At 68.5% G+C, this 19,646-nt stretch carries 24 protein-coding genes; 7 read left to right on the top strand and 17 right to left on the bottom strand.

Annotation, left to right across the window (positions count from 1 at the left end):
• Positions 1-24 precede the first annotated feature (24 nt).
• The 5 genes from A6E15_RS01645 to A6E15_RS01625 all read right to left on the bottom strand — a co-directional run bounded on the left by A6E15_RS01645 (position 25) and on the right by A6E15_RS01625 (position 2,376).
• Complete coding sequence (locus A6E15_RS01645) at positions 25-585, bottom strand: HTH domain-containing protein (RefSeq protein ID WP_076143109.1); 561 nt, start codon at positions 583-585, stop codon at positions 25-27.
• Entirely contained in the window at positions 572-778 is a 207-nt protein-coding gene (locus A6E15_RS21290; RefSeq protein ID WP_076143108.1) for a hypothetical protein, read from the bottom strand. The genes A6E15_RS01645 and A6E15_RS21290 overlap by 14 nt, the downstream gene beginning before the upstream one ends.
• 112 nt (positions 779-890) lie before the next feature.
• Positions 891-1,280, bottom strand: a complete 390-nt coding sequence (lwrS, locus tag A6E15_RS01635) for an LWR-salt protein (protein ID WP_076143107.1) — start codon at positions 1,278-1,280, stop codon at positions 891-893.
• Between the two features lie 6 nt (positions 1,281-1,286).
• Positions 1,287-1,568, bottom strand: a complete 282-nt coding sequence (locus tag A6E15_RS01630) for a 4a-hydroxytetrahydrobiopterin dehydratase (RefSeq protein ID WP_076143106.1) — start codon at positions 1,566-1,568, stop codon at positions 1,287-1,289.
• Positions 1,569-1,716: 148 nt separating this feature from the next.
• A complete protein-coding gene (locus A6E15_RS01625) occupies positions 1,717-2,376 on the bottom strand; it encodes a helix-turn-helix domain-containing protein (protein WP_076143105.1) in 660 nt (219 codons plus the stop codon).
• Between the two features lie 167 nt (positions 2,377-2,543).
• Here A6E15_RS01625 and A6E15_RS01620 point away from each other — a divergent pair, with 167 nt between their 5' ends.
• Complete coding sequence (locus A6E15_RS01620) at positions 2,544-2,951, top strand: hypothetical protein (RefSeq protein ID WP_076143104.1); 408 nt, start codon at positions 2,544-2,546, stop codon at positions 2,949-2,951.
• Positions 2,952-3,166: 215 nt separating this feature from the next.
• Here A6E15_RS01620 and A6E15_RS01615 read toward each other — a convergent pair whose 3' ends face one another.
• Positions 3,167-3,598, bottom strand: a complete 432-nt coding sequence (locus A6E15_RS01615; protein WP_245800509.1) for a hypothetical protein — start codon at positions 3,596-3,598, stop codon at positions 3,167-3,169.
• 243 nt (positions 3,599-3,841) lie between these two features.
• Between A6E15_RS01615 and A6E15_RS01610 the strand changes: the two genes are divergently transcribed.
• The gene (locus tag A6E15_RS01610; protein ID WP_076143102.1) at positions 3,842-5,203 is read left to right on the top strand and encodes a TIGR00341 family protein; all 1,362 of its coding nucleotides are present in this window, start codon (positions 3,842-3,844) and stop codon (positions 5,201-5,203) included.
• Positions 5,204-5,257: 54 nt separating this feature from the next.
• Here A6E15_RS01610 and A6E15_RS01605 read toward each other — a convergent pair whose 3' ends face one another.
• Positions 5,258-6,694 carry an MATE family efflux transporter gene (locus A6E15_RS01605; RefSeq protein WP_076143101.1) on the bottom strand — a complete coding sequence of 479 codons (1,437 nt, stop codon included), beginning with the start codon at positions 6,692-6,694 and terminating at the stop codon, positions 5,258-5,260.
• 114 nt (positions 6,695-6,808) lie between these two features.
• On the opposite strand from A6E15_RS01605, the gene A6E15_RS01600 reads away from it, so the two are divergent.
• Positions 6,809-7,375 (top strand): hypothetical protein, encoded by a 567-nt coding sequence (locus A6E15_RS01600; RefSeq protein WP_084177321.1) that lies wholly within the window; start codon positions 6,809-6,811, stop codon positions 7,373-7,375.
• 88 nt (positions 7,376-7,463) lie between these two features.
• Here A6E15_RS01600 and A6E15_RS01595 read toward each other — a convergent pair whose 3' ends face one another.
• Positions 7,464-8,549 (bottom strand): geranylgeranyl reductase family protein, encoded by a 1,086-nt coding sequence (locus tag A6E15_RS01595; RefSeq protein ID WP_076143100.1) that lies wholly within the window; start codon positions 8,547-8,549, stop codon positions 7,464-7,466.
• 147 nt (positions 8,550-8,696) lie between these two features.
• Here A6E15_RS01595 and A6E15_RS01590 point away from each other — a divergent pair, with 147 nt between their 5' ends.
• Both A6E15_RS01590 and A6E15_RS01585 read left to right on the top strand, forming a co-directional pair.
• Positions 8,697-9,521, top strand: a complete 825-nt coding sequence (locus A6E15_RS01590) for a cyclase family protein (RefSeq protein WP_076143099.1) — start codon at positions 8,697-8,699, stop codon at positions 9,519-9,521.
• Positions 9,518-10,504: a fumarylacetoacetate hydrolase family protein gene (locus tag A6E15_RS01585; protein WP_076143098.1), complete on the top strand. Its 987-nt coding sequence runs from the start codon at positions 9,518-9,520 to the stop codon at positions 10,502-10,504. Before A6E15_RS01590 ends, A6E15_RS01585 begins: the two co-directional genes overlap by 4 nt.
• Positions 10,505-10,518: 14 nt before the next feature.
• Here the strand turns inward: A6E15_RS01585 and A6E15_RS01580 are convergent, their stop codons facing one another.
• The gene (locus A6E15_RS01580) at positions 10,519-10,881 is read right to left on the bottom strand and encodes a hypothetical protein (protein WP_076148131.1); all 363 of its coding nucleotides are present in this window, start codon (positions 10,879-10,881) and stop codon (positions 10,519-10,521) included.
• Positions 10,882-11,021: 140 nt separating this feature from the next.
• Here A6E15_RS01580 and A6E15_RS01575 point away from each other — a divergent pair, with 140 nt between their 5' ends.
• Positions 11,022-12,425: a cryptochrome/photolyase family protein gene (locus A6E15_RS01575; protein WP_076143097.1), complete on the top strand. Its 1,404-nt coding sequence runs from the start codon at positions 11,022-11,024 to the stop codon at positions 12,423-12,425.
• A gap of 70 nt (positions 12,426-12,495) precedes the next feature.
• Here the strand turns inward: A6E15_RS01575 and A6E15_RS01570 are convergent, their stop codons facing one another.
• The 5 genes from A6E15_RS01570 to A6E15_RS01550 are packed head-to-tail and all read right to left on the bottom strand — an operon-like array spanning position 12,496 to position 15,465.
• Positions 12,496-13,065, bottom strand: a complete 570-nt coding sequence (locus tag A6E15_RS01570) for a GTP-dependent dephospho-CoA kinase family protein (protein ID WP_076143096.1) — start codon at positions 13,063-13,065, stop codon at positions 12,496-12,498.
• Positions 13,066-13,068: 3 nt separating this feature from the next.
• Entirely contained in the window at positions 13,069-13,266 is a 198-nt protein-coding gene (gene spt4, locus A6E15_RS01565) for a transcription elongation factor subunit Spt4 (RefSeq protein WP_076143095.1), read from the bottom strand.
• Positions 13,267-13,268: 2 nt separating this feature from the next.
• Positions 13,269-13,838, bottom strand: coding sequence for a DNA-directed RNA polymerase (locus A6E15_RS01560; RefSeq protein ID WP_076143094.1), 570 nt, complete (start codon positions 13,836-13,838; stop codon positions 13,269-13,271).
• The gene (locus A6E15_RS01555; RefSeq protein WP_076143093.1) at positions 13,839-14,231 is read right to left on the bottom strand and encodes a PIN domain-containing protein; all 393 of its coding nucleotides are present in this window, start codon (positions 14,229-14,231) and stop codon (positions 13,839-13,841) included.
• A 1-nt stretch (position 14,232) separates the two neighbouring features.
• On the bottom strand, positions 14,233-15,465 hold the full coding sequence (locus A6E15_RS01550) for a translation initiation factor IF-2 subunit gamma (RefSeq protein ID WP_076143092.1): 1,233 nt from the start codon (positions 15,463-15,465) through the stop codon (positions 14,233-14,235).
• Between the two features lie 166 nt (positions 15,466-15,631).
• On the opposite strand from A6E15_RS01550, the gene A6E15_RS01545 reads away from it, so the two are divergent.
• Positions 15,632-16,636 (top strand): DUF5787 family protein, encoded by a 1,005-nt coding sequence (locus A6E15_RS01545; RefSeq protein WP_076143091.1) that lies wholly within the window; start codon positions 15,632-15,634, stop codon positions 16,634-16,636.
• Between the two features lie 69 nt (positions 16,637-16,705).
• Here the strand turns inward: A6E15_RS01545 and A6E15_RS01540 are convergent, their stop codons facing one another.
• The 3 genes from A6E15_RS01540 to A6E15_RS01530 all read right to left on the bottom strand — a co-directional run bounded on the left by A6E15_RS01540 (position 16,706) and on the right by A6E15_RS01530 (position 19,584).
• The gene (locus tag A6E15_RS01540; RefSeq protein ID WP_076143090.1) at positions 16,706-17,530 is read right to left on the bottom strand and encodes an MBL fold metallo-hydrolase; all 825 of its coding nucleotides are present in this window, start codon (positions 17,528-17,530) and stop codon (positions 16,706-16,708) included.
• 69 nt (positions 17,531-17,599) lie between these two features.
• The gene (locus A6E15_RS01535; RefSeq protein WP_076143089.1) at positions 17,600-17,929 is read right to left on the bottom strand and encodes a hypothetical protein; all 330 of its coding nucleotides are present in this window, start codon (positions 17,927-17,929) and stop codon (positions 17,600-17,602) included.
• A 191-nt stretch (positions 17,930-18,120) separates the two neighbouring features.
• Complete coding sequence (locus A6E15_RS01530; protein ID WP_076143088.1) at positions 18,121-19,584, bottom strand: ATP-binding protein; 1,464 nt, start codon at positions 19,582-19,584, stop codon at positions 18,121-18,123.
• Between the last annotated feature and the right edge of the window lie 62 nt (positions 19,585-19,646).

The raw sequence follows: 19,646 nt of genomic DNA, 5'->3' as shown, positions 1-19,646 counted from the left end.
GGTCGGTTCCCGGGCCGTCCCCGGCTACTGCCGCCCGTACAGCGCTTCCGGACCGTCGATCCGAGACGCGCGGACGGGCTCGTCGAACGCCCGCGTTTCGACGGCGGTGAGCCACTCGTCGACGGTGTAGGTCCGCTCGTTGCCGGTGTAGGAGAGTTCCGTACACGGGAGGACGGCCCGCAGCGTCTCGGCGTCGTCAGCGCCCTCGTAGAGCGCCAGCGCCACCAGCGGGACGCGGACTCGTTCGTGCGAGCCGATGTCGACGCCGAACGACGAGCGCGGGACCGTTCGGCGGCGAAACCCGGGCTCGAGGCAGTAACCGTGTCGGTCCGCCCAGCGTTCGAACTCCGCGACGAGTTCGTCGCGGGTCCGCGTCGGTCCCGGCGCGTGCTGTGGCGGCCACTGGTCGACTCGCAACTCGTCGACGTAGCCCCGCTCGCGGAGCGTCCGGAGCCGCTCGGTGACCGCGGCGATCCGTTCGGAGACGGCGGCCGGCACGCTCGAGCGGACGTAACAGTCGATCCCGATCGCTCCGCCCGCGTCGGGGTCGGCGATCACCGACACGGCGGGTTCACGGTCGGACATCGTCACCCCCGGTCGGTCCGGCGACTGCCACGTCGAAGTGCCCCTCGGCGGCGAGAGCGCCCGCCGGGTCGAGCGTTCGTCGGGGGGCAGTTCCCCACGTCCGGTCGCCGGGACAGACGGAACGCACGACGCGTCGAATCTCTCGTAATCCGAGTCCCTCCCGAACCGCCGGTCGGTAGTCGCTCGCGATCATCACCAAAGGCGGCCACAAGCGAGTACATAAATGTGGGCGAATCTTGTTACCAATACACATTAGTCGTTCGTCGCGAGACTCCAGTCCGTGACGCACTCGCCGTCACCGACCGTCAGTCGCTCTCGGTCACGCGGATGCTCGAGCCCAGATACTTCGAGAGTACCTCGTCGACGTCGTCGGCCTTGAACGGCTCGAGGTCGGCCGCGATTTCGGCCCGGAGCGCGTCGAGGTACTCCTCGTCGGTCTGGAGTTCGCGGAAATCGACGGCTTCGACGGTCCGTTCGGGAACGCCCAGCCACTCCGCGGCGAGCCGGCGAGCGTAGTCGTCGCCGACCGCGCCGCGCCAGAGCGTGTTCCGGAAGAACAGCCACCCCTCGGTGCCCGGTTCCGGTGCGTCCCGATAGAGCGTCACCGTCGTCTCGGCGCTGTCGGACTCGAGCGAGACGGCCGCCCGGGCGGGCTCTATGCGGACGCGAACGCGGAAGACGTAGCGGGCGTCCACGGTCGGTCAGTCTCCGCGTTCGGCCTCGATCAGTTCCGCCATCTCGATGTCGTCCTCGGTGATGCCGCCTTCCTCGTGGGATGTCAGCCGGATCTCGAGTTCGGCGTAGCGAATGACGATCTCGGGGTGGTGGAACTGGGCCTCGGCGATCTCGCCGACCATCTGGGCGAAGTTGACCCCGCGGAGGTAGTCGTCGAACTCGTAGATCCGAACGATCTCGTCCCCCTCGCGGTCCCAGCCGTCGGGGAGTTCCGCCTCGATCTCGTCGTCGGAAAGCAGGTCGGCCATGTGGGGCCGAACGCGAGCCAGTCAAATAACGATTGTGCCGTGCTCGCACCCGAGGGCGGCGGCGTGTCATACGGTCTCCCGTCCGTCAGTACCGGCGGGACTGCGACCGTCCTGCGGTCCCACCGGGACGTCGGGACGGCAAACCGTCTCAGTCGAACCGCGACCCCTCGCCGACCGGCTGGAGTTCGGCGTCGACCAGCGTCTCGTAGGCCCGGCGGAACCGCTCGGAGAGCGCCTGATGCGAGATTCCCAGTTCGTCGGCCAGTTCCTCCATCGACACCCCGCGAGGGATCTCGAAGTAGCCGTACTCGAGCGCGGCCTCCAAGGCCTCCTGCTGTTCGGGCGTGAGCCGCGTCGCGTGGCCGCCGGTATCGGTCACGTCGGTCACGCGCCGGAGTTCGACGTTGATTCCCCGCTCGAGCAGCCGCTCGTAGGCCTCACAGAGCGTCTCGCGATCCCGGTAGCGGACCGTCACCTGCCACCAGCCGTCGCTGGCCCGGGCCTCGAGCAGGGAGCCGCCGTCGACCAGCAGGTCCTCCCAGAGGCGGCCGGTCCCCGACTCGTCGGCGAAGGTCACGTCGTACAGTAGCCTGGCGTCGGTCTCGACGAGCAGTTCGGCGGCCTCGACCGACGGGTCCGCGCGGAAGGCGGCGTCGGCCGTCTCGCGATCCACGTCGGCCACCCACAGCGAGGGGCGGGTCTTCGAGACCGAGGACTCGAGTTCGAACGTGGCCGCCGGCGCGCGCTCGAAGGCGGTGGCAAGCGCCGTTTCCGCGGCCGGCAGCCGGAGATCGGCTATCGTCGACATCGGGCGTCGTACACCGCCGGTGGGTAAAAACCGCTGTCGCGACGAGCCTGACTGTCGCGCTGGCTGATACCGCCGTTTCCGTCGCGGTCGAATCGCCTCGCGGCGGCTCTCGAGAGCCGGAACTGGCCGGCCGAGTTCTCAAGGCCGGCCGACGACGACGACCGCCCATGACCGCCGATCTCGACGCCGAGACCGACTTCGCGGAACTGGCCGCCCGCGTCCGCATCCAGTCCCAGCGAGCGCCCGGCTCCGACACCGAGCGCGTGACGATCCGGTCGCTCGAGGCCGTCCGCTTCGACGCGCTCGAGACCTTACTCGCGGCCGCCGAGAGCGAACACCTCGAGCCGGGGGAACTCGTGGTCGTCTGTTCGCGGACTAACGTCGACCTGTGCATCGACCGCGAGTCCGGGATCGACGACGTCGGCGACCTCGAGTCGGCCCTGGGCTGTGGCGTACGGGTCGAGAGCGAGATGCCCGACGACACGATCCTCGTGGTCCATCCCGACGCCGTCGACGGTACGGACCTGCTCGAGCCCGAAGCGATCGCCTGCGGAGTCGTTGGGACAGACGAGTAGGGTATCGTAGCCGCTGAAAGTCATTGCACACCTAATCGAACGACAGCGTCGCGATTAGTGTGTAAATCGTTTCAGCGGCTACTATAATTTCGCTGAAGTTGCTATCGCGGAGGTACCGCCAAGGGTAGTCGATAGTGCGTCCGCGCCGACGGTCGCGCTATCGCCGGTTCGTGTGGGTACGTCGAAGCGCACACAGACTGCTGTCGGTGACTCCGTCATCGGGAGTAACTCGAGGGGAGATCACAAGGGATCTCAGGATAGTCATTACAGTTTTTGGAGTCTAAATGAATAGCACCATACTCACACTGGACCGAAACCCACTGGCAGGCACCCCCTTCCTCGTCCAGTGCGAGTTCGGTCCACTCCGCTCGGTCGAACAGTTTCGCGGCCACGGAGTACGCGCTCGCTGCGTCAGTATCCCACGTACAATCGATAATCCGCGTCGAGACGGTGTCCGAGGGCGGGTCGATCGAAACTGTCCCGTCGTAGACGATATCGCCGTCCTTCTCGACGCGAATGTCGACCTCCCTCGAGTTTGTCTCGAAATTCTCGAGACGAACCCCGCCGAGGCGGACCCTCGAGTCGAACACACCGCACCCGCTAAGCAACATCGTTCCGGAAATCGCCAATAGTTCTCTTCTCTTCATACTGGATCATTACGCTTGTTGGAAATAATTACCCCGTCATCATACGTATTCTACGGAGTTAGACTGTACTCTACCGACCGGGTATCAGTTCGGACTCGATCACGGCGCCGAGCCACGGCCCACCACGGGGCGGTGACACCCGCGAGGCCATACCCTGCCGAATCGACGCCGGAGATGCCTGGGGAATCCGAACCCGTCCACTGCCGCCCGGAGGACTATCCGCGACTCCGGTGTGGCCCCCGTATGCGCTATCTCGAGATCACGGTCCCCGAGGGGAAGCGGCGGGCCGTTCTCGACGTCCTCGAGGACGAGGGGTTCGACTACGTCGTCAGCGACGAGACCAGCGGGCGGGGGAAGGCGGCCGTCGTCCGGTTTCCGGTCCCGACCCAGGCCGTCGAACCGCTGCTCGATCGGCTCGAGCGGGCCGGGATCGGCGACGAGGCAAGCGTCGTCGTCATCAACGCCGAAACGGTCGTCTCCGAGGAGTTCGCGACGCTTCGCGAGCGGTACAGCCGCGGCGGCCAGACGGGTTCGCGCACCTCACGACAGGTGTTGCGAACGAAGGCCGACGAACTCACGCCGCCCTTCGCGATCTACACCGTCATGCTGCTGATCAGCGCGGTCGTCGCCACGGCGGGGCTGCTCGCCGATTCGCCGGCGGTCGTGATCGGCGCGATGGTCATCGCGCCGCTTTTGGGACCCGCGCTGGCCGCCAACGTCGGCATCGTGACCGGCGACGGCCGGCTCAAGTCGACCGGCTTCACCTACCAGATCGCCGGCGTGACGATGGTCATCGTCGCTTCGGTCGCCCTCGCGATGCTGGCTCGGCTGGCCGGCCTCGAGCCCGCCGGGGTCGACATCGTCGCCGCGACCGAGCTCGAGGAGCGGGTCGCGCCGAACCTGTTCTCGCTGGCGGTCGCGCTGGGCGCGGGAATCGCCGGCATCCTGAGTCTCACGCGGGGTTTTTCGGAGGCCATCGTCGGCGTGATGATCGCCGCGGCGCTGATCCCGCCGTCGGCCGCGGTCGGTATCACGGTCGCCTGGGGGATGTCCGGCGCGGCGATCGGTGCCGCCGGCCTCGTGGTCGTCAACCTCCTGTCGATCAACCTCGCCGCGCTGGCGACGCTGTGGATCGCCGGCTACCGCCCGCAGGGCCCCTTCGACGTGTCGCCGACCCGGACGCCGACGTACACGTACGCGGCGATATTCGGGATCGGGCTCCTGATACTCGCCGCGCCGCTCGCCGGCGTTACCCTGCTCGATTTCCACACGACCGAACTCCAGTCGGCCGCCGAAAGCGAGGTCAATGCGGTGCTCGCGGAGCCACAGTACGACGAACTCGAGAGCGACGAGGTCGCGGTCGAACTCGACGGCGACTACCCGACCCAGTCGGTCGACCGGGTGGTCGTGACGGTCTCCGGGCGCGAACCCGGCCCGGAACCGGGGCTCGCCGATCGGCTCTACAAGGCGATCGGGCCCCACAGCGACGGCCCGCTGGTCGTCGAAGTCCAGTACGTCGTCGCCGAGGAACGGGGCGAAAACGCCACCGCGGAAGCGACGATCGAACGCGGCCGGCGAACGGCGGCCGCCGAGAGCCGTCCGTGAGTCCGCGGCCGGGGAGGTGTCGGGGCGGTCGATCGGCGAGTCGTCGCCGACCGTTCAGCCGGGGTCCGACGACGGCCGATAGCGCCGGCTCACTGCCTTCCAGCGCCCGCTGCGGAACAGCCAGTAGTTGATCCCGCCGGGGACGCTCGTCTCGAGGAAGAGTGCGAGATAGAGCCCGCCGACGGCGAGCGGCGTGACCAGCCCGAGCGCGGCCGCGGGGAGCGCGAAGGCGTACCGGCCCAGCAGCGAGGCGACGAACGGCCAGCGGGTGTCGCCGGCACCCAAGAGGGCTCCAGCGGCGGCCCCGTCGATCCCGTAGCCGACCGAACTGACCGCGCCGACGGCGACGAAGACCGAAGCCTGGGTGACCGCCGCGGGGTCGCTTACGAACAGCCCCGCGATCGGCCGGGCGAAGACGAGGACTAGCGCCCCGACGACGGCGTAGATCACCGTCGAGAGCCGAACGATCGCCGCGCCGTAGGCCCCCGCCTCCGCCTCCTCGCCCGCGCCGAGGTGTTGGCCGACCAGCGAACTCGCGGCCAGGGACAGCCCCCAGTTGACGCTGTTGAGCAGGGCCCGCACCCGCCGGCCGACCTCGAGCGCCGTCACAACGACCGGGCCGAAGGAGGCGGCGATCCACAACAGCGGGAAGACGACGGCCCCCTGCGCGAGCCGGCGGCCGATCTCCGGCAGCGAGATCTCGATCAACTGTCGCAACAGCGTCGGCTCGAGCCACGGCCCCGACCGGGTGATCGGGACGGGGCTGGATTCCATGCCGAGCCGGCCGTAGGAGCGGCCGAGCATCCCCCACGCGAGGACGACCGTCACGAACCCGCTGGCGAGGGTGGTCCCGATGGCCGCGCCCGCGGAACCGAGACCGAAGCCGAATATCAGCAGGCCGCTGAGGACGACGTTAAGGACCGCGCCGCCGGCGCGGGCGACCATCTCGGTGAACGTGTCGCCGACGCCGGTGTAGGTCCGACTGGCGATCAGGTTGAGCAGTTCGAAGACCACCGCGGGCGCGACGTAGACGAGGTAGAGCCGCCCGTGGACGAGCGCGTCCGGCCCGGAACCGAGCAGGGCGATTAGGGGACCGGGGACGGCGACGAACAGGAGCGCGATCGGCACCGCCAGCGCGGTCGCGAGGACGATACTCTGGTTGACCGCCACCGACGCGCGCTCGGTCGCTTCGCCGCCGTAGTTCTGCGAGACGAGCGTGACGGTCCCGCCCGCCACACCGAGTCCCAACAGCGTGACGATCTGCCAGTACCCGAGCGCGAACGCCATCCCCGCCGTGCCGGCCGTCCCGACGGCCGCCCCGACCATCGCGAGGTCGACCGTCTGCTTGGACATGATCGCGAAGCCGGTGACGATCCGGGGCCAGGCCAGTTCCATCGTCGGGCGAAGCCGCTCCCCGTCGATGATGCCGGCCCGCTCGAGCGCCCCGGCGACGAACGCGAGCGCGGTCGCCCGCCACTGCTGGCCCGTCATCGACCGCCCGTTTCGTCACTGCGACCTTCGGTCTGTCGACTCCAGCACTCGAGGCGGGGGTCGCGAAACGTGACGGATCGGAAGTATTATCGGATCTCTTTGACAGGTCCACGCATGTGCCTGCCCTCCCGCCGTTCGTTTCGGAGCGGTGCCTTCGCGACCGTGCTGGGCCTGACGGGCGTTCCCGCCGCGGCGCTCGCCCGGCGAGCGCCGAACGGGGTCGAAACCGGTACCGAGACCGCGGCCGCCACGCCGTGGTACGTCCAGGCGATCGGCGCCGGACTCGTCACGCTCGTCGTCGGCGGCCTGCTGGTCGCGGTCGCACCCGACAGCACGCGGCGGCAAACCGATCGCGCGCTCGAGTCGCCCGGGATCGCGTTCGCCTACGGTATCGCCAGCCTGGTGGCCGTGATCGGCGCGTCGGTTCTGTTGGCGATCACGGTGATCGGACTCGTCCTCGCGATTCCGCTGCTCCTGGTGTTTGCCCTCGTGGCGCTGGTGGCCGGCGAGTACGGCTACCTCGCCGTCGGTCGACTCGTCAGCGACAACCGGCTCCTCGCGCTGGGGTGCGCGATCGTCGTTTCCGTGGCGGTCGGTTCGGTTCCGGTCCTCGGTCCCGTCGTCGGATTCGTCATCAGTAGCATCGGCCTGGGAACGGTCGCCATGGCGGTCCTATCGTAGCCGCTGAAACGATTTACACACTGATCGCAACGCTGTCGTGCGATCAGGTGTGCAATGACTTTCAGCGGCTACGATAGAGGATCGGTAGTCACGACCCTGAGAGGACGGCCCTGAGGTGATCGAGCGAGACCAGCGAGGTCGGCCGGTCCATGTGGACGCCGATCTCGCCCGACAGCGCGCCCAGCCCCAGCCGCTGGACGGGTTCGGGCAGCGAGTAGGCGCGCCGGATCCAGCGGCCGAGCGTCTGCTCGCGCGCCAAGTCGTCGCGCCAGGCGCGCTCGTAGGCCGCCAGCGTCGTCGGCCGATCGGGGTCGATCTCGCGGGCAGCGTGGTCGGCGCTGGTCATGCCGTAGAGGATGCCGCCGCCGGTGAAGGGCTTGGTCTGGGCGGCCGCGTCTCCGACGAGGAAGGCCCGCCGGGACGTCACGCGGTCGGGCGGCCCGACCGGGATCGCGCCCGAACAGCGGTGCGAGACGTCGACCTCGTAGCCGTCGATCAGCTCCTCGAAGTGCTTGGTGACCTGAACGCCCGGCGGGGCCGCCAGCCCGTACTCGACGCCGGCCTCGCCGCGGGGGATCCGCCACGCGAAGAACGTCGGCGGCGTGAGGTGAACGTCGACGAAGTCCTGGTGGTCCACCTCCTCGGAGAAGGCGAGGACGCCGTGGAGCAGCTCGTCGGGCTGTGGGAGCCCGAGTTCGTCCCGCACCCGCGAGCGCGGCCCGTCACAGCCCGCGACCATCTTCGCCTCGACCTCGAGGCGGCCGTCGGGGCCGCTGGCGACGACCGCGACCCGGTCGCGGTGTTCCGTGACCGCGGTGACGGTGTGGCCCTCGCGGACGTCCGCGCCCGCCTCGCGGGCCAGTTCGGCGAGGTGGCGATCGAGCCCGACGCGGTCGATGACGTTCGACGCGACCGCGTCCTTGTAGAACGGATAGGCGTCGCTGCCGGGTCCGCCGACGTGAAAGCGCGCGCCGTAGATCTCGTTCTGAAAGAGGTCCTCGCGCGCCCCCTCGCCGGTGAACTCCCAGACGTCAGTACTCACGTGGCCCGAACAGGCCAGCGGCTCGCCGACCGCCCCCTTCTCGAGAGCGAGGACGTCGTAGCCTTCCTCGGCGGCCCGGCGGGCGAACCGCGCCCCCGGCGGGCCGACGCCGACGACGACGAAATCGTACATGCTGGGGACGTTCACGCCGGACGGTAAATAGGTTCTCGAGATTCTCCCGCGGGTGCGGGTCGAACACCCTCGGGGGCACACCCGGCGGTCGGTCCCACACCGACCCTGACAGGTATCCTTACGGTGTTTCCTCGAGTCGTGGCCACTATGCGAGATTTGGTGACAGCCGACGAGACCACGCTCGTCGATCTGAGCATCGGCCTCGAGGACGGCATCGCGAGCGAACCAACCCCACCGGAGATCGACGCCTTCGACCACGAAGCGGGGGCGAAACGCCTCGCCGAGACCCTGCAGGAACAGGGCTACGACGTCGATCCAGCGGACTTCCCCGAGGGGATGGGACTGGCGTGGGAGGACCTCGCGGTCATCCCCCACGCCGGCACCCACCTCGACGCGCCGTGGCATTACGGCCCCGAGGTCGACGGCGAGCCCGCGAAGACGATCGACGAGATCCCCCTCGAGTGGTGCCGTGGGAACGCGGTCGTCCTCGATTTCCGATCGATGGATCCCGGCGAGGAGATCGGGGTCGGGGACCTGGAGGCCGCCCTCGACGACCTCGGTCACGATCTCTCGCCCGGCGAGATCGTCCTGCTCCAGACCGGGGCCGACGAGCTGTGGGGGCAGCCGGAGTACCTGACCGAGTTTCCGGGAATGAGCGCCGAGGGAACGCGGTTCCTCGTCGAACAGGGCGTGAAGGTGATCGGCACCGACGCCTACGGTTTCGACAAGCCCTTCGCGGCGATGGGCGAGCGCTACGTCGAATCGGGCGAGGAGTCGGAACTGTGGCCGGCCCACTTCGCGGGGCGGGAGGTCGAGTACTGCCAGATCGAAAAGATGGCCAACCTCGACGCGTTGCCGCGAAAGACCGACGTCCCGATCGTCGCGTTCCCCATCGAGATCGAGGGCGGGAGCGCGGGCTGGGTGCGACCGGTCGCCCTTATTGGGGACGAGACGGGAGGTGAGAGCGCATGAAACTCGCGACCTTCGAAGTCGACACGCCGGTCGGTCCGGTCGAACGCATCGGTGCCGTCGACGAGTCCGGCGACGCCGCGGCCGGCGACGCGACCCTCGTCGATCTGACGGCGGCCTACGGCGCGGCCCTCGCAGCCGAGGGCGAACCGGCACCCGCGGATCTGGCCCGCGCGCACGTCCCGCCGGAGATGATCGCCTTCTTAGAGCGCGGCGACCGGGCGATCGCGGACGCCCGCGAGGCCCTCGAGTACGCGGCCGAGACCGACGCGGAGCGCGGGCCCGGCGGCGCGAAACTTCGGTACGAACCCGGCGAGTACCGGCTGCTCGCGCCGCTGCCGCGTCCCAACTCGCTGCGCGATTGCATGGCCATCGAGGAACACGTCCAGAACAGCATGGACGGCGAGATCGCCGACGTCTGGTACGAGCTACCGGTCTACTACAAGGGCAACGCCGACAGCGTCGTCGCGCCCGGCGAGACGATCCGGTGGCCCGACTACTCACGGATTATGGACTACGAACTCGAGATCGCGGCGGTGATCGGCACGCGCGGCCGCGACATCCCCGCCGACGAGGCCGAGGCGTACATCGCCGGCTACACCGTCTTCAACGACTTCAGCGCCCGCGACATCCAGGGCGAGGAGATGAAAGGCCGACTCGGCCCCGCGAAGGGGAAGGACTTCGCGAACGGGCTGGGCCCCTATTTCGTCCCGCGCGAGGACGTCGACGTCCTCTCGGCGCCGATGACCGCCCGGATCGACGGCGAGGTCTGGTCTGAGGGTACCGTCGACGAAATGTATCACTCCTTCGCCGAGATCATCGAACACGTCTCCCAGTCCGAGACGCTCCATCCCGGCGACGTCATCGGCAGCGGCACCGTCGGCGAGGGCTGTGGCCTCGAGCTAGGACAGTGGCTCGAGGACGGCGACACCGTCGCACTCGAGGTCGAAGGGATCGGGACGCTCGAACACACGGTCGTCGAGTAGCGCCGCTCGCGGCGTTACCGGGCGTCGCGTTCGCTCCCGACCGCCGCGGCGCTCGAAGTGAGCAGAAAACCGACGACGCCGAGATAGGCGACGAAGAGCTGCCCGCTGATATCGGCCGTCGTGAGCTGTCGGCTGACGGCGACGGGACCGATACTGAGGCCGAAGAGGCCGATCCCGTAGCCGAGCCGATCCGCCGACCGGTCGAACGCGGGGAACTCGGCGGCGAGCAGCCGACGGTACGCGACGGCGAAGTACCCCCAGCCGGCGTACAGCGCGACCACGGCGGCGACCAGGAACCAGTTCGACCCGAACGCGATACGGAGGGTGGCGCCAGAGTCGTCGCCGGTACCGGCCACCGTCGGTTCCGGCCCCTTCACGATGCGGATCACGTCGGCATAGCGCACCCACAGCGCGAACACGCACGGGAGGACGAGCGCTCACCAGGAACGAGGAGACGAACACGAATGACGGCCAGTACGGCCGAGGACATTACACCCTCGAGTCGCTTAGCGCTACTATGCTCCTGTACTGGCATCGGCGGGATCGGCGCACGGCCGACGATCGGGGACTGGCCGCCGCGGTCGCCGCCGCGGAGGGGCCCGTCCTTCCCGTCTACGTGTTCGACCCCGCAGTCACCGACGGCCTCGGGACGCGAAAACGCGCGTTCGTCGATCGGACCGTCCGGACGCTCCGGGAGCGGTACCGCGACCTCGAGAGCGACCTCCTCGTGCGGTCGGGACCGGCCCCCGACGTCCTCGCCGAACTCTGCAGCGAATACGACGTCGACCGCGTCGTCACGACGGAGTGCTACGAGCCCGTCCGACGGGACCGCACGACCGCCGTCGACGCCGCGCTCGCGGTCCCCCTCGAGACCCACGTAGACGCCGTCCTGGTCGATCCGCGGACGCTCGCACCTTCGTACCCGACCCACAGCCAGTTTCACGCGGACTGGCGGGAGCGGCCGAAGCCGGCCACGGTACCCGAGCCCGACCCGGACGCGCTCGCCGACGTCACCGCCGACGAGCCGGTCCCGATCGCCGACAGCGATATCGACCTCCCCGCGGCGGGGACCGAGGCCGCCCGCGAGCGCCTCGCGTCGTTCCGCGACGCCGGACTGCGAAGCTACGCCGACACCCGGGACGATCTCGCGGCCGCGGTCGAGCGCCCGCTCGAGGCCGTCTCGCGGCTCTCGCCGTATCTGGCCGCCGGCGCGATCGGGATCCGCGAGGTCTGGAAGACCGTGACCGACGTTCGCGACGCCGTCGACGGCGACGAGCGACGCAGCGTCGACAAGTACGCGTTCGAGCTCTCGTGGCGCGAACTGTACTACCTCCTGCTCGCCCACGCGCCGGAGTTGGCGACGGAGGACTACAAGCAGTTCCCGAACGAGATTGCGTGGCGAACGGACGAGGCCGCCTTCCGCGCCTGGAAACGCGGCGAGACGGGGTATCCCCTCGTCGACGCCGGGATGCGACAGTTAGAGCGGGAGGGGTATATCCACAACCGACCGCGACAGGTGGTCGCGAGCTTTCTGACGAAACACCTCCTGCTCGACTGGCGACGCGGCGCGGCCCACTTCCGAGACCGGTTGGTCGATCACGACCCGGCGGTCAACTCAGGGAACTGGCAGTGGATCGCCTCGACGGGGACGGATTCGGTCGACGTCCGGATCTTCGACCCGGTCGCGCAGGCCGCCAAGTACGACGACACCGGGGCGTTCGTCCGCGAGTACGTCCCCGAACTGGCCGACGTGCCCGCCGGAGCGATCGTCGAGTGGCCGACGCTGCCGGCCGATCGCCGGTCCGAACTCGCGCCCGACTACCCGGCCCCGATCGTCGACAGAACGGACGCCTACGAGCGGGCCCAGCGGGTCTTCGAACGGGCGCTCGGAAAACGAGACGACGGCTATAGTGGCCACTGAAACGATTCACGCACTGATCACGACGCTGTCGTGCGATCTGATGTGCAATGACTGTCAGTGGCGCTATAATTCAACCCTCGAGCAGGTCCCAGAACCGCTCGGTGTCGCCCTCGAAACGCTCGAGCAACTCGCGCATCTCCGCGCGGTGGTCGTCGGTGACTTTCACGTGGACCATTCCCTCGTCGGGCTGGCCGTAAACGACGCTCGCGCCCTCGGGCGCGGCGACGATCGCCGGCAGGGCGACGAGATCCTCCTCGCCGTCGACCAAGATCGTGGTCGGGTCGTCGGTCGAGAGCGCGCGCCGAAGCGCCCGCACGACCGGCACGCCGAGTTCGGCGGGCGGGTTTCGAACCTCGATACTCGCGCCCTCGGTGACCGCTTCGCGGATCTCTTCGTCCACTTCGCTGCGTTTGGTCCGGCCGTCGACGAGCGCGACGTCGGGTCGGCGGTCCGCCTGCAGGAGGTGATAGGTGACGACGTCGCCGACGGCGATCAGGGGGCCGTCGACCGCCTCGAGGAGCCGGTCCGTGTCGGTCTCGATCGGTCCCATCGGCTCCTTGAGTTCGTGGCGCAACGCGTCGGGCAGCACGAGTAGCTGCTCGTCGTCGGCGAACGCGTCGTCGTTGTCGTCGGGAGTCACGCGTCAGCGAACCTTCAGGGCGTACGCGCCCGGCTCGGTGATCTGCATCTCCGTCGCGATCTCGCTTTCCTCGGGGTGGGCGATGATGACGTAGCCCGCCCAGTCTTCGGTCAGCGACGAGGAGTTGCAGGCGTCACACGTCTCGTTGTCGGGTTCGTTGACCCGGTGACACTCGCGACAGACGAGCCGATCGGATGCCATGGTTACTCACCCGCCGTGGCTTCGCGTTTCTCCCGTTCCTCTTCGAGCCAGCCGTGTTTGCCGAGGCCGGGCTGTTTCGCGGTGAGCCCGATCTTCGAGTCCCGCGGGTTGCGCTCGTCGATGCTCTTGGTGACGATGCGGGCGCGGACGGCGTCGTCGACGCCGAGCGCGCGGTCGGACTCGTTCGAGGAGAGCCGCTGGTTCTCGCCGTCGAACGCGAGGTATTCGTCGCTAATCTGTGAGACGTGGAGCAGGCCGTCGACGGGGCCGATACCGACGAAGGCACCGAACTCGACGACTTCGACGACGGTGCCGTCGACGACTTCCTGCATCTGCGGATCGAACGTCACCGCGTCGAACTCCGCCTCGTAGTAGACTCCCGGCCGGTTGGGCAGGACCGTCCCCTCGCCGATGTCGTGAACCTCCGTGACGGAGACGACGCTGCCCACCTCCTCGTCCATGCGCCCCTCGAGTTTGTCCTGGAGCAGTCGTTTGACTCGATCCGGCGAAACGTCGCCGAGCTCTTTCGGCGGTACTTCTACCGTGTCCTTCAATCTAACCCGTTTGTACATCTATGGTTGAGTGATCGCTAACTTGTTTCTCCCGCGTAATGCAATTACCGGTCTCCCCGCTTCGAGGACCCGGTCGCGCAGCGGGCGGTCGTTCGTGACGACGTACTCGACGTTCCCCTCGCGGGCGAGTTCGACCAGTGCGTCGTCGGCGTACGATGCCTCGGTGTCGACGACGAGACAGCGCTCGGTCGCCAGGTCGTGGCCGACGGTCGCGGCCGTCCCCTCCTGTCCGCCCGTCTCCGAGAGCCGCCGGAGTTCCTCGAGGACGGCCTGTGGAATCGTCGGCTCGTAGTCGTCCACGAGCCGCTCGAGTTCGTCGAACAGCCGCACGTCGAGTTCGACCGGCATCATGAGCGCGCTCGTGTCGAGAGCGACCCGCGTCGACTGTCCCATCTCAGTCCGTCAGCGTGCCGAGGCCGATCAGCCGCCAGCGCGCGCCGATGCGGCGATTGATCGCGATCTTCGTTCCCGGCTCAGCGGCGACGGGGCGCTTGAGGTTGACCTCGCACTCGCCTTCGCGGGCACTGGTGACGGCTCCGACGGTCGTGGCCGTGCCGACGGTCATCATCAGCGGTTCGCCGGTGCTGATTTCGTCGACCGTCTCGCCCTGATCCGCGCCGACGACCCGCTCGAGCAGGTCGACTTCCATCGTGAACTCGTTCCAGGTCGGCGGCAGCGTCCCCAGCGGGCCGGCCATCCGGCCGGCCAGCGCGTCACCTTTGGTGAGCGAGGGGTCGAGTCCGGTCCCGACGCCGAGCAGACCGCCCGGCGTGACGGTGTCGACGGTCTCGCCGCCGGCCTGTAGCGACCGGATCGTCGTCTCGATCGGAACGTACTCCGTCTGCCCGCCTTCCTCGACCTCGCGGCCGGGCCGGATCTCGATCTCGTCGCCGACCTCGAGTTCGCCCGCGACGAGGCTGCCCCCGAGGACGCCGCCGGCGAGGTCTTTCGCCGACGTGCCGGGTTTGTTGATATCGAAGCTGCGGGCGACGTGCATCCGGGGATCGGCGTCGGGATCCCGATCGGGTGTAGGGATCTCCTCCTCGATCGCCTGAATCAGCAGGTCGAGGTTGACCTCCTGACCCGCGGAGACGGGGACGATGGGTGCGTCCTCGGCGACGGTGCCTTCGACGAACTCTTTGATCTCCTCGTAGTTGTCGCGGGCGGTGTCGGCGTCGACGAGGTCGACCTTGTTCTGGGCGATGACGATGTTGTCGATCCCGATGATGTCCAGCGCCATCAGGTGTTCCTCCGTCTGGGGCTGGGGGACGGGTTCGTTGGCGCTGACGACCAGCACCGCGCCGTCCATCAGGGACGCGCCCGACAGCATCGTCGCCATCAGGGTCTCGTGTCCCGGGGCGTCGACGAACGAGACGGTCCGCAGCGGCTCGCTTTCCGAGCCGTCCGGACACTCCGGTTCGACGGTGTAACACTCGGGTTCATCGAGGCCGTCACAGTGGCGGAACGTGGCGTCGGCGTAGCCGAGCCTGATGGAGATCCCGCGTTTCATCTCCTCGCTGTGTTGGTCCGTCCACGAGCCGCTGAGCGCTTGCACCAGCGTCGTCTTGCCGTGGTCGACGTGACCGACGAGCCCGATGTTCACCTCCGGTTGTCGATTTCCTACCATAAGACGATGAGTAATCTTAGGTAGTGATTCCGCTGTGCGACTGATAAAGGTTGCGAGCTATCCCGTCGATTTCGAGGTCGGCGGGACCGTGTGAATGTCTGCCGGGCGGGCGGTTCCGCGCCGGCGATCCCGACGACTTATCTCCCGTCCGCCCCTCCCAGGTATCGTGTCCGAGTTCGCGTTCGAACTCGAGTTGTGTGCCCATCTCGAGCAGCGCGCCGATGGGATCGTCGCCCGCCAGCTCGGGGGCAGCGTGGCCGATCCCGGCGGCCGGATCCTCGACGTGGTCCGCGTCGAGCCGGGTCCCGAGTTCGACGATCGGATCGAACTCACCGGCGAGACGATCCCCGACGCCGCCATCGAGTCGGCGGTCGGCACCGGGCGGGCCCGCTACTGGAAAGCGGCCTTCGACTGCCACCCCGAGCGCGCCCGCAGCGCCACCGAGCGGGCCCTCGAGATCGGCTTCTTCGAACGCGACCGCGAGGCAAGCGCGGCTAGCAACCGCGAGTACGTCCGGCAGGTCGCCCGCTACCCCGACTGGTACGACCGCATCGTCGGGATCGAGAACAAGCCCGACCTGGGGCGGCCCGGCGACCTCGAGGCCCAACTGCGGACCGACGTGGGCCTCGCGCTGGTCGACGAGGCGATCCTCGCGACCGAGAGCTACGTCACGCGCGCGCACCTGCACCGGCTCCCCGACGCGGTCGGCGTCTGGCGGGTCCACCGCGACGAGGCCGCCGCGGGCGACGGCCTCGAGATCGAGGTGATCCGCGAGCCCGCGCCGCTCGCCCCCGACGAACCCGGGATCGAGCCGCTCACCTCCCACGCGGGACGGACGGAGATCGAGGTCGTCTCACCCGACGCGAAGGCGCGGGCGCGCCGCCGCCTCGCCGAACGGGCCTACGGCAAGGGCTGGCGGACCTACCAGTTTCCCGACTGCGAGGCCTGTCGTCCCGACGGCGCGAGCGGAGCGACGGTGCCGTACTGCGAGTGGAAGGACCGAGTCGTCGACGCCAACTCGGAGTGCGGCCCGGACTGTCCGGGCCACGAACCGGGGTCGGCGGCCGAGATGGCGGTCGACCTCGAGGCCGAACGCGACCGCCGGACCGCCTGGGAAGCCGATCCGGACGGCAAGCGGCGGCGACAGGCCGGACTCGATCGGTTCGGGTAACCGGGGAGAGGGGCCGTCGCTCGAGCCTCGAGCGCTTGCCGTCGCGGTCGCTGAGCCGGTCGACCTACACTACAGCTCGTAGACCTCGCCGTCGACCGCCAGCGGCTCCGCGAACGCCTCGTCCGCGGGGTAGAAGTGCGCGAGGTGGACCAGCCGCGTCCGGTCGGCGTTCAGTTCCTCGGCCAGCGCGAGCGCGCCCTCGCGAGTCATGTGTTTCGTCCCGAACGTTCGAGCGACGCCGTCGGGGCCTTCGTGACGGCCGCCGAGCGGGTGGTAGTCGGCCAGGCTCGCCGGGACGATACCGTCGGCCAGCAGGAGGTCGGCGTCGGCAAGCACCGCCCGCGACGCTTCGGGGACGTTGTAGCTCGTATCGCCCGTGATCGACAGCTTCGCGCCCGTCACGGGGTCCTCGACGGAGAGGCCGTAACAGACCAGCGGCGGGTGGTCGACCGGCACCAGCGTCACGTCGAGCCCGCAGACCCGGACCGTCTCGAGGGGCGTCGTCGGGACGACCGTGAGCGGATCGAGGTAGTGGTAGTCGTCGTCGACCGTCTCGGCGACGCTCTTGCCCGTCTCGGGATCGGTCTCGTCGGCCGCGTAGATCTCGAGGGAGTCCAGCACGCGGAAGACGTTGCCCAGCCCGTCGAGGTGGTCGAAGTGAATGTGGGTGATGACGGCGGCGTCGGGCAGGGGGACCTCGTCGCGGAGGAACTGGTACCGGAAGTCGGGGCTGAAGTCGATCAGCAGCGACTCGTCGACGCGCTCGTTCTCGACGTGGACCGAAAAGCGCGTGCGCTCGACGCCGCGCTCTCGAGCGGCGTCGCAGGTGTCGCAGTCGCAGCCGACGGTGGGCGTCCCGGTCGTGTCCCCGGTCCCGAGAAGCGTCACCCGCATCGTCAGTTCGTCCCTCCAGCGGCGCTGCGGCGGGTCGGCTCGAAGGGGTCGCGACTCCCGGCTCGTCGCCTACACATACGATCGCCCTTTCTCGAGCGCCGTCCGGATGAACGGGTGGTCCGAATTCGCCTCGACCCGGTCGACCGGCAGGACGTGTACCTCGAAGACGACGCCGTGTTCGGCCCCGGTCCGCTCGGCCAGCGCCTCGAGTCGCCGCTCGCGTTCCGGATCCGGCTCCTCGAGGACCAGCAGTACCTCGACCGACGCGTGGACGCCGCGGTCGTCACCCCGGGGGGCGTCGCCGAAGACGACGAGGTCGCGGATCGCCTCGCCGTGGTCGGCCTGTGCCCGGGCCGCGAACGTCGCCGCGGCGTCGCCCTGTGGCTCGCTATCGCTCATAGGGGTGTCTTGACAGCCGTCGCATAAAGGGTATTCCCCGCGGAACGGGCGCTCCGCCGTCCCGGGTCGTCCTCGTCCCCGCGTTCGCGATGCGAGTCCGGGTCGCGCCGTCGACTCGGAGCCAGCGCTCGAGGGAGCATCGAACTCACCGAGAAAACGGATCGGTACGGCTCGAACGAGCGGCGCAGCGCTCAGTGGTCGTGATCGTGATCGTGATCGTGGTCGTGAGAATGCCCACCGTCGGACCCGCGGTCCGACGAGGATCGCCTCGCGTCGCTCGGCTCACCACCGTCGCTGGCCTTGTCGAGGTCGCCGCCGGCGACCAGCGCGTCGTGGTCGCCCCCCATCATGTCCATGTTCTTTAACGTGTCTCGTTCCTCGAACTCCTCGACGGCGTTCAGGAGGTCCTGCTGGGTCAGCGTCGTCCGGTCCTCGGTGAGGGCCTCGAGGACCGCCTCCCGGAGGACCATCCGGAGGTCGCTGCCGGTCAGCCCCTCGGTGACGTCGGCGATGAGCTGGGGGTCGAACTCGTCGATGTCCATCGTCCGGGTGATGAGTCCGAGGATGTCCGCCCGCATGCCCTGGTCGGGTTTGGGGAAGTTGATGATCTCGTCGAAGCGCCGCCAGGCGGCGTCGTCGAGCTGGTCGGGGTGGTTGGTCGCCCCGATGAGCAAGACGTCGTCCTCGATGAGCGAGATGTTGTCGATGCTCTTGAGGAGGGTGTTGACCGCTCGCTTCAGCGCGGCGTGTTCGTCGCTACGGCGGGTCTTGGCGACGAAGTCGAACTCGTCGATAAAGAGGATACACGGCGAGAGTCGCTTGGCGACCTCGAACGTCTTGTCGACGTTTTTCGCCGTCTCGCCTAAGTACTGCGAGGTGATCATCGAGAGCTTGACCTCGACGAACGGCAGGTCCATGTCCTGTGCGAGCGCCTGTGCGGTCGAGGTCTTCCCGGTCCCCGGCGGTCCGACGAACAGCAGCTTTCCGATCTCGCGCAGGCCGATATCCGCGAGGTAGTCGCGGTGTTCGATGGCCTTCGAGATCTTGTCGAGTTCGTTCTGCTGGTCGTCGGTCAGCACGAGGTCGTCCAGCGACATGTCGACCTCCTCGGGCGCGCGCACCTCCACGAGGTCCAACATCTCCTCGTCTTCCTCCTCGTCGAAGTACTCGTTCAGCAGGCCGTCGATCCAGACTCGGTCGGCCTGGATCGGTCGGTTTCGCTCCCGCGCTTCCTCGTGGGAGACGTCGACGTCGTAGTCGTCGTGGCGCTCGAAGTGTTTCGCCAGCGTCGGGTTCTCCAGCAGGCGCTCCGCGTCGACGCGTTCGGCGAACCACTCCTCGGCCATGTCCCGTTGGGCGAGGGTGATCGTCCCCGAGAACTCGTCGCGCTCGGTGAACATCAGGTCGGAGACGGCTTCCCACGGCCGGTCGACGTCGGTCGCCTCGCGGGCAGTCGTGGTGGTGACCGAGAGCGGGCGATCGATGCCCGCGGGTTTGCGGCTCGAGCCCCCGTCGTCCCCGTCCTCGTCGACGCCGCCGGTCCAGTAGACCCGGCGAAACGCCGGCGGGAGATCGTTCTCGTCTAGCGTCCGGTCGTCCGAATACACGCTCGTCGTGAGCAGAAACTCCACGACATCGAGCGCTGCGTCACTCATTCGGTCAACGTATTCACTACACGCTCTTAACAGCGTCGTCCTGCACAACGTCTGCGATCGGC

Origin of the sequence: Natrinema saccharevitans, assembly GCF_001953745.1 — an archaeon.
GTDB lineage: Archaea > Halobacteriota > Halobacteria > Halobacteriales > Natrialbaceae > Natrinema > Natrinema saccharevitans.
The sequence above is the reverse complement of the archived record's forward strand: the minus strand, read 5'-3'. Positions and strand labels throughout refer to the sequence as shown.

What these genes read in the sequence shown, in the direction of transcription:
- A6E15_RS01645 (WP_076143109.1), bottom strand. Translation starts at nt 585, where the DNA reads ATGTCCGACCGTGAACCCGCCGTGTCGGTGATCGCCGACCCCGACGCG.
- A6E15_RS21290 (WP_076143108.1), bottom strand. Translation starts at nt 778, where the DNA reads ATGATCGCGAGCGACTACCGACCGGCGGTTCGGGAGGGACTCGGATTA.
- A6E15_RS01630 (WP_076143106.1), bottom strand. Translation starts at nt 1,568, where the DNA reads ATGGCCGACCTGCTTTCCGACGACGAGATCGAGGCGGAACTCCCCGAC.
- A6E15_RS01625 (WP_076143105.1), bottom strand. Translation starts at nt 2,376, where the DNA reads ATGTCGACGATAGCCGATCTCCGGCTGCCGGCCGCGGAAACGGCGCTT.
- A6E15_RS01620 (WP_076143104.1), top strand. Translation starts at nt 2,544, where the DNA reads ATGACCGCCGATCTCGACGCCGAGACCGACTTCGCGGAACTGGCCGCC.
- A6E15_RS01615 (WP_245800509.1), bottom strand. Translation starts at nt 3,598, where the DNA reads ATGAAGAGAAGAGAACTATTGGCGATTTCCGGAACGATGTTGCTTAGC.
- A6E15_RS01610 (WP_076143102.1), top strand. Translation starts at nt 3,842, where the DNA reads ATGCGCTATCTCGAGATCACGGTCCCCGAGGGGAAGCGGCGGGCCGTT.
- A6E15_RS01605 (WP_076143101.1), bottom strand. Translation starts at nt 6,694, where the DNA reads ATGACGGGCCAGCAGTGGCGGGCGACCGCGCTCGCGTTCGTCGCCGGG.
- A6E15_RS01600 (WP_084177321.1), top strand. Translation starts at nt 6,809, where the DNA reads ATGTGCCTGCCCTCCCGCCGTTCGTTTCGGAGCGGTGCCTTCGCGACC.
- A6E15_RS01595 (WP_076143100.1), bottom strand. Translation starts at nt 8,549, where the DNA reads ATGTACGATTTCGTCGTCGTCGGCGTCGGCCCGCCGGGGGCGCGGTTC.
- A6E15_RS01590 (WP_076143099.1), top strand. Translation starts at nt 8,697, where the DNA reads ATGCGAGATTTGGTGACAGCCGACGAGACCACGCTCGTCGATCTGAGC.
- A6E15_RS01585 (WP_076143098.1), top strand. Translation starts at nt 9,518, where the DNA reads ATGAAACTCGCGACCTTCGAAGTCGACACGCCGGTCGGTCCGGTCGAA.
- A6E15_RS01575 (WP_076143097.1), top strand. Translation starts at nt 11,022, where the DNA reads ATGCTCCTGTACTGGCATCGGCGGGATCGGCGCACGGCCGACGATCGG.
- spt4 (WP_076143095.1), bottom strand. Translation starts at nt 13,266, where the DNA reads ATGGCATCCGATCGGCTCGTCTGTCGCGAGTGTCACCGGGTCAACGAA.
- A6E15_RS01560 (WP_076143094.1), bottom strand. Translation starts at nt 13,838, where the DNA reads ATGTACAAACGGGTTAGATTGAAGGACACGGTAGAAGTACCGCCGAAA.
- A6E15_RS01555 (WP_076143093.1), bottom strand. Translation starts at nt 14,231, where the DNA reads ATGGGACAGTCGACGCGGGTCGCTCTCGACACGAGCGCGCTCATGATG.
- A6E15_RS01550 (WP_076143092.1), bottom strand. Translation starts at nt 15,465, where the DNA reads ATGGTAGGAAATCGACAACCGGAGGTGAACATCGGGCTCGTCGGTCAC.
- A6E15_RS01540 (WP_076143090.1), bottom strand. Translation starts at nt 17,530, where the DNA reads ATGCGGGTGACGCTTCTCGGGACCGGGGACACGACCGGGACGCCCACC.
- A6E15_RS01535 (WP_076143089.1), bottom strand. Translation starts at nt 17,929, where the DNA reads ATGAGCGATAGCGAGCCACAGGGCGACGCCGCGGCGACGTTCGCGGCC.
- A6E15_RS01530 (WP_076143088.1), bottom strand. Translation starts at nt 19,584, where the DNA reads ATGAGTGACGCAGCGCTCGATGTCGTGGAGTTTCTGCTCACGACGAGC.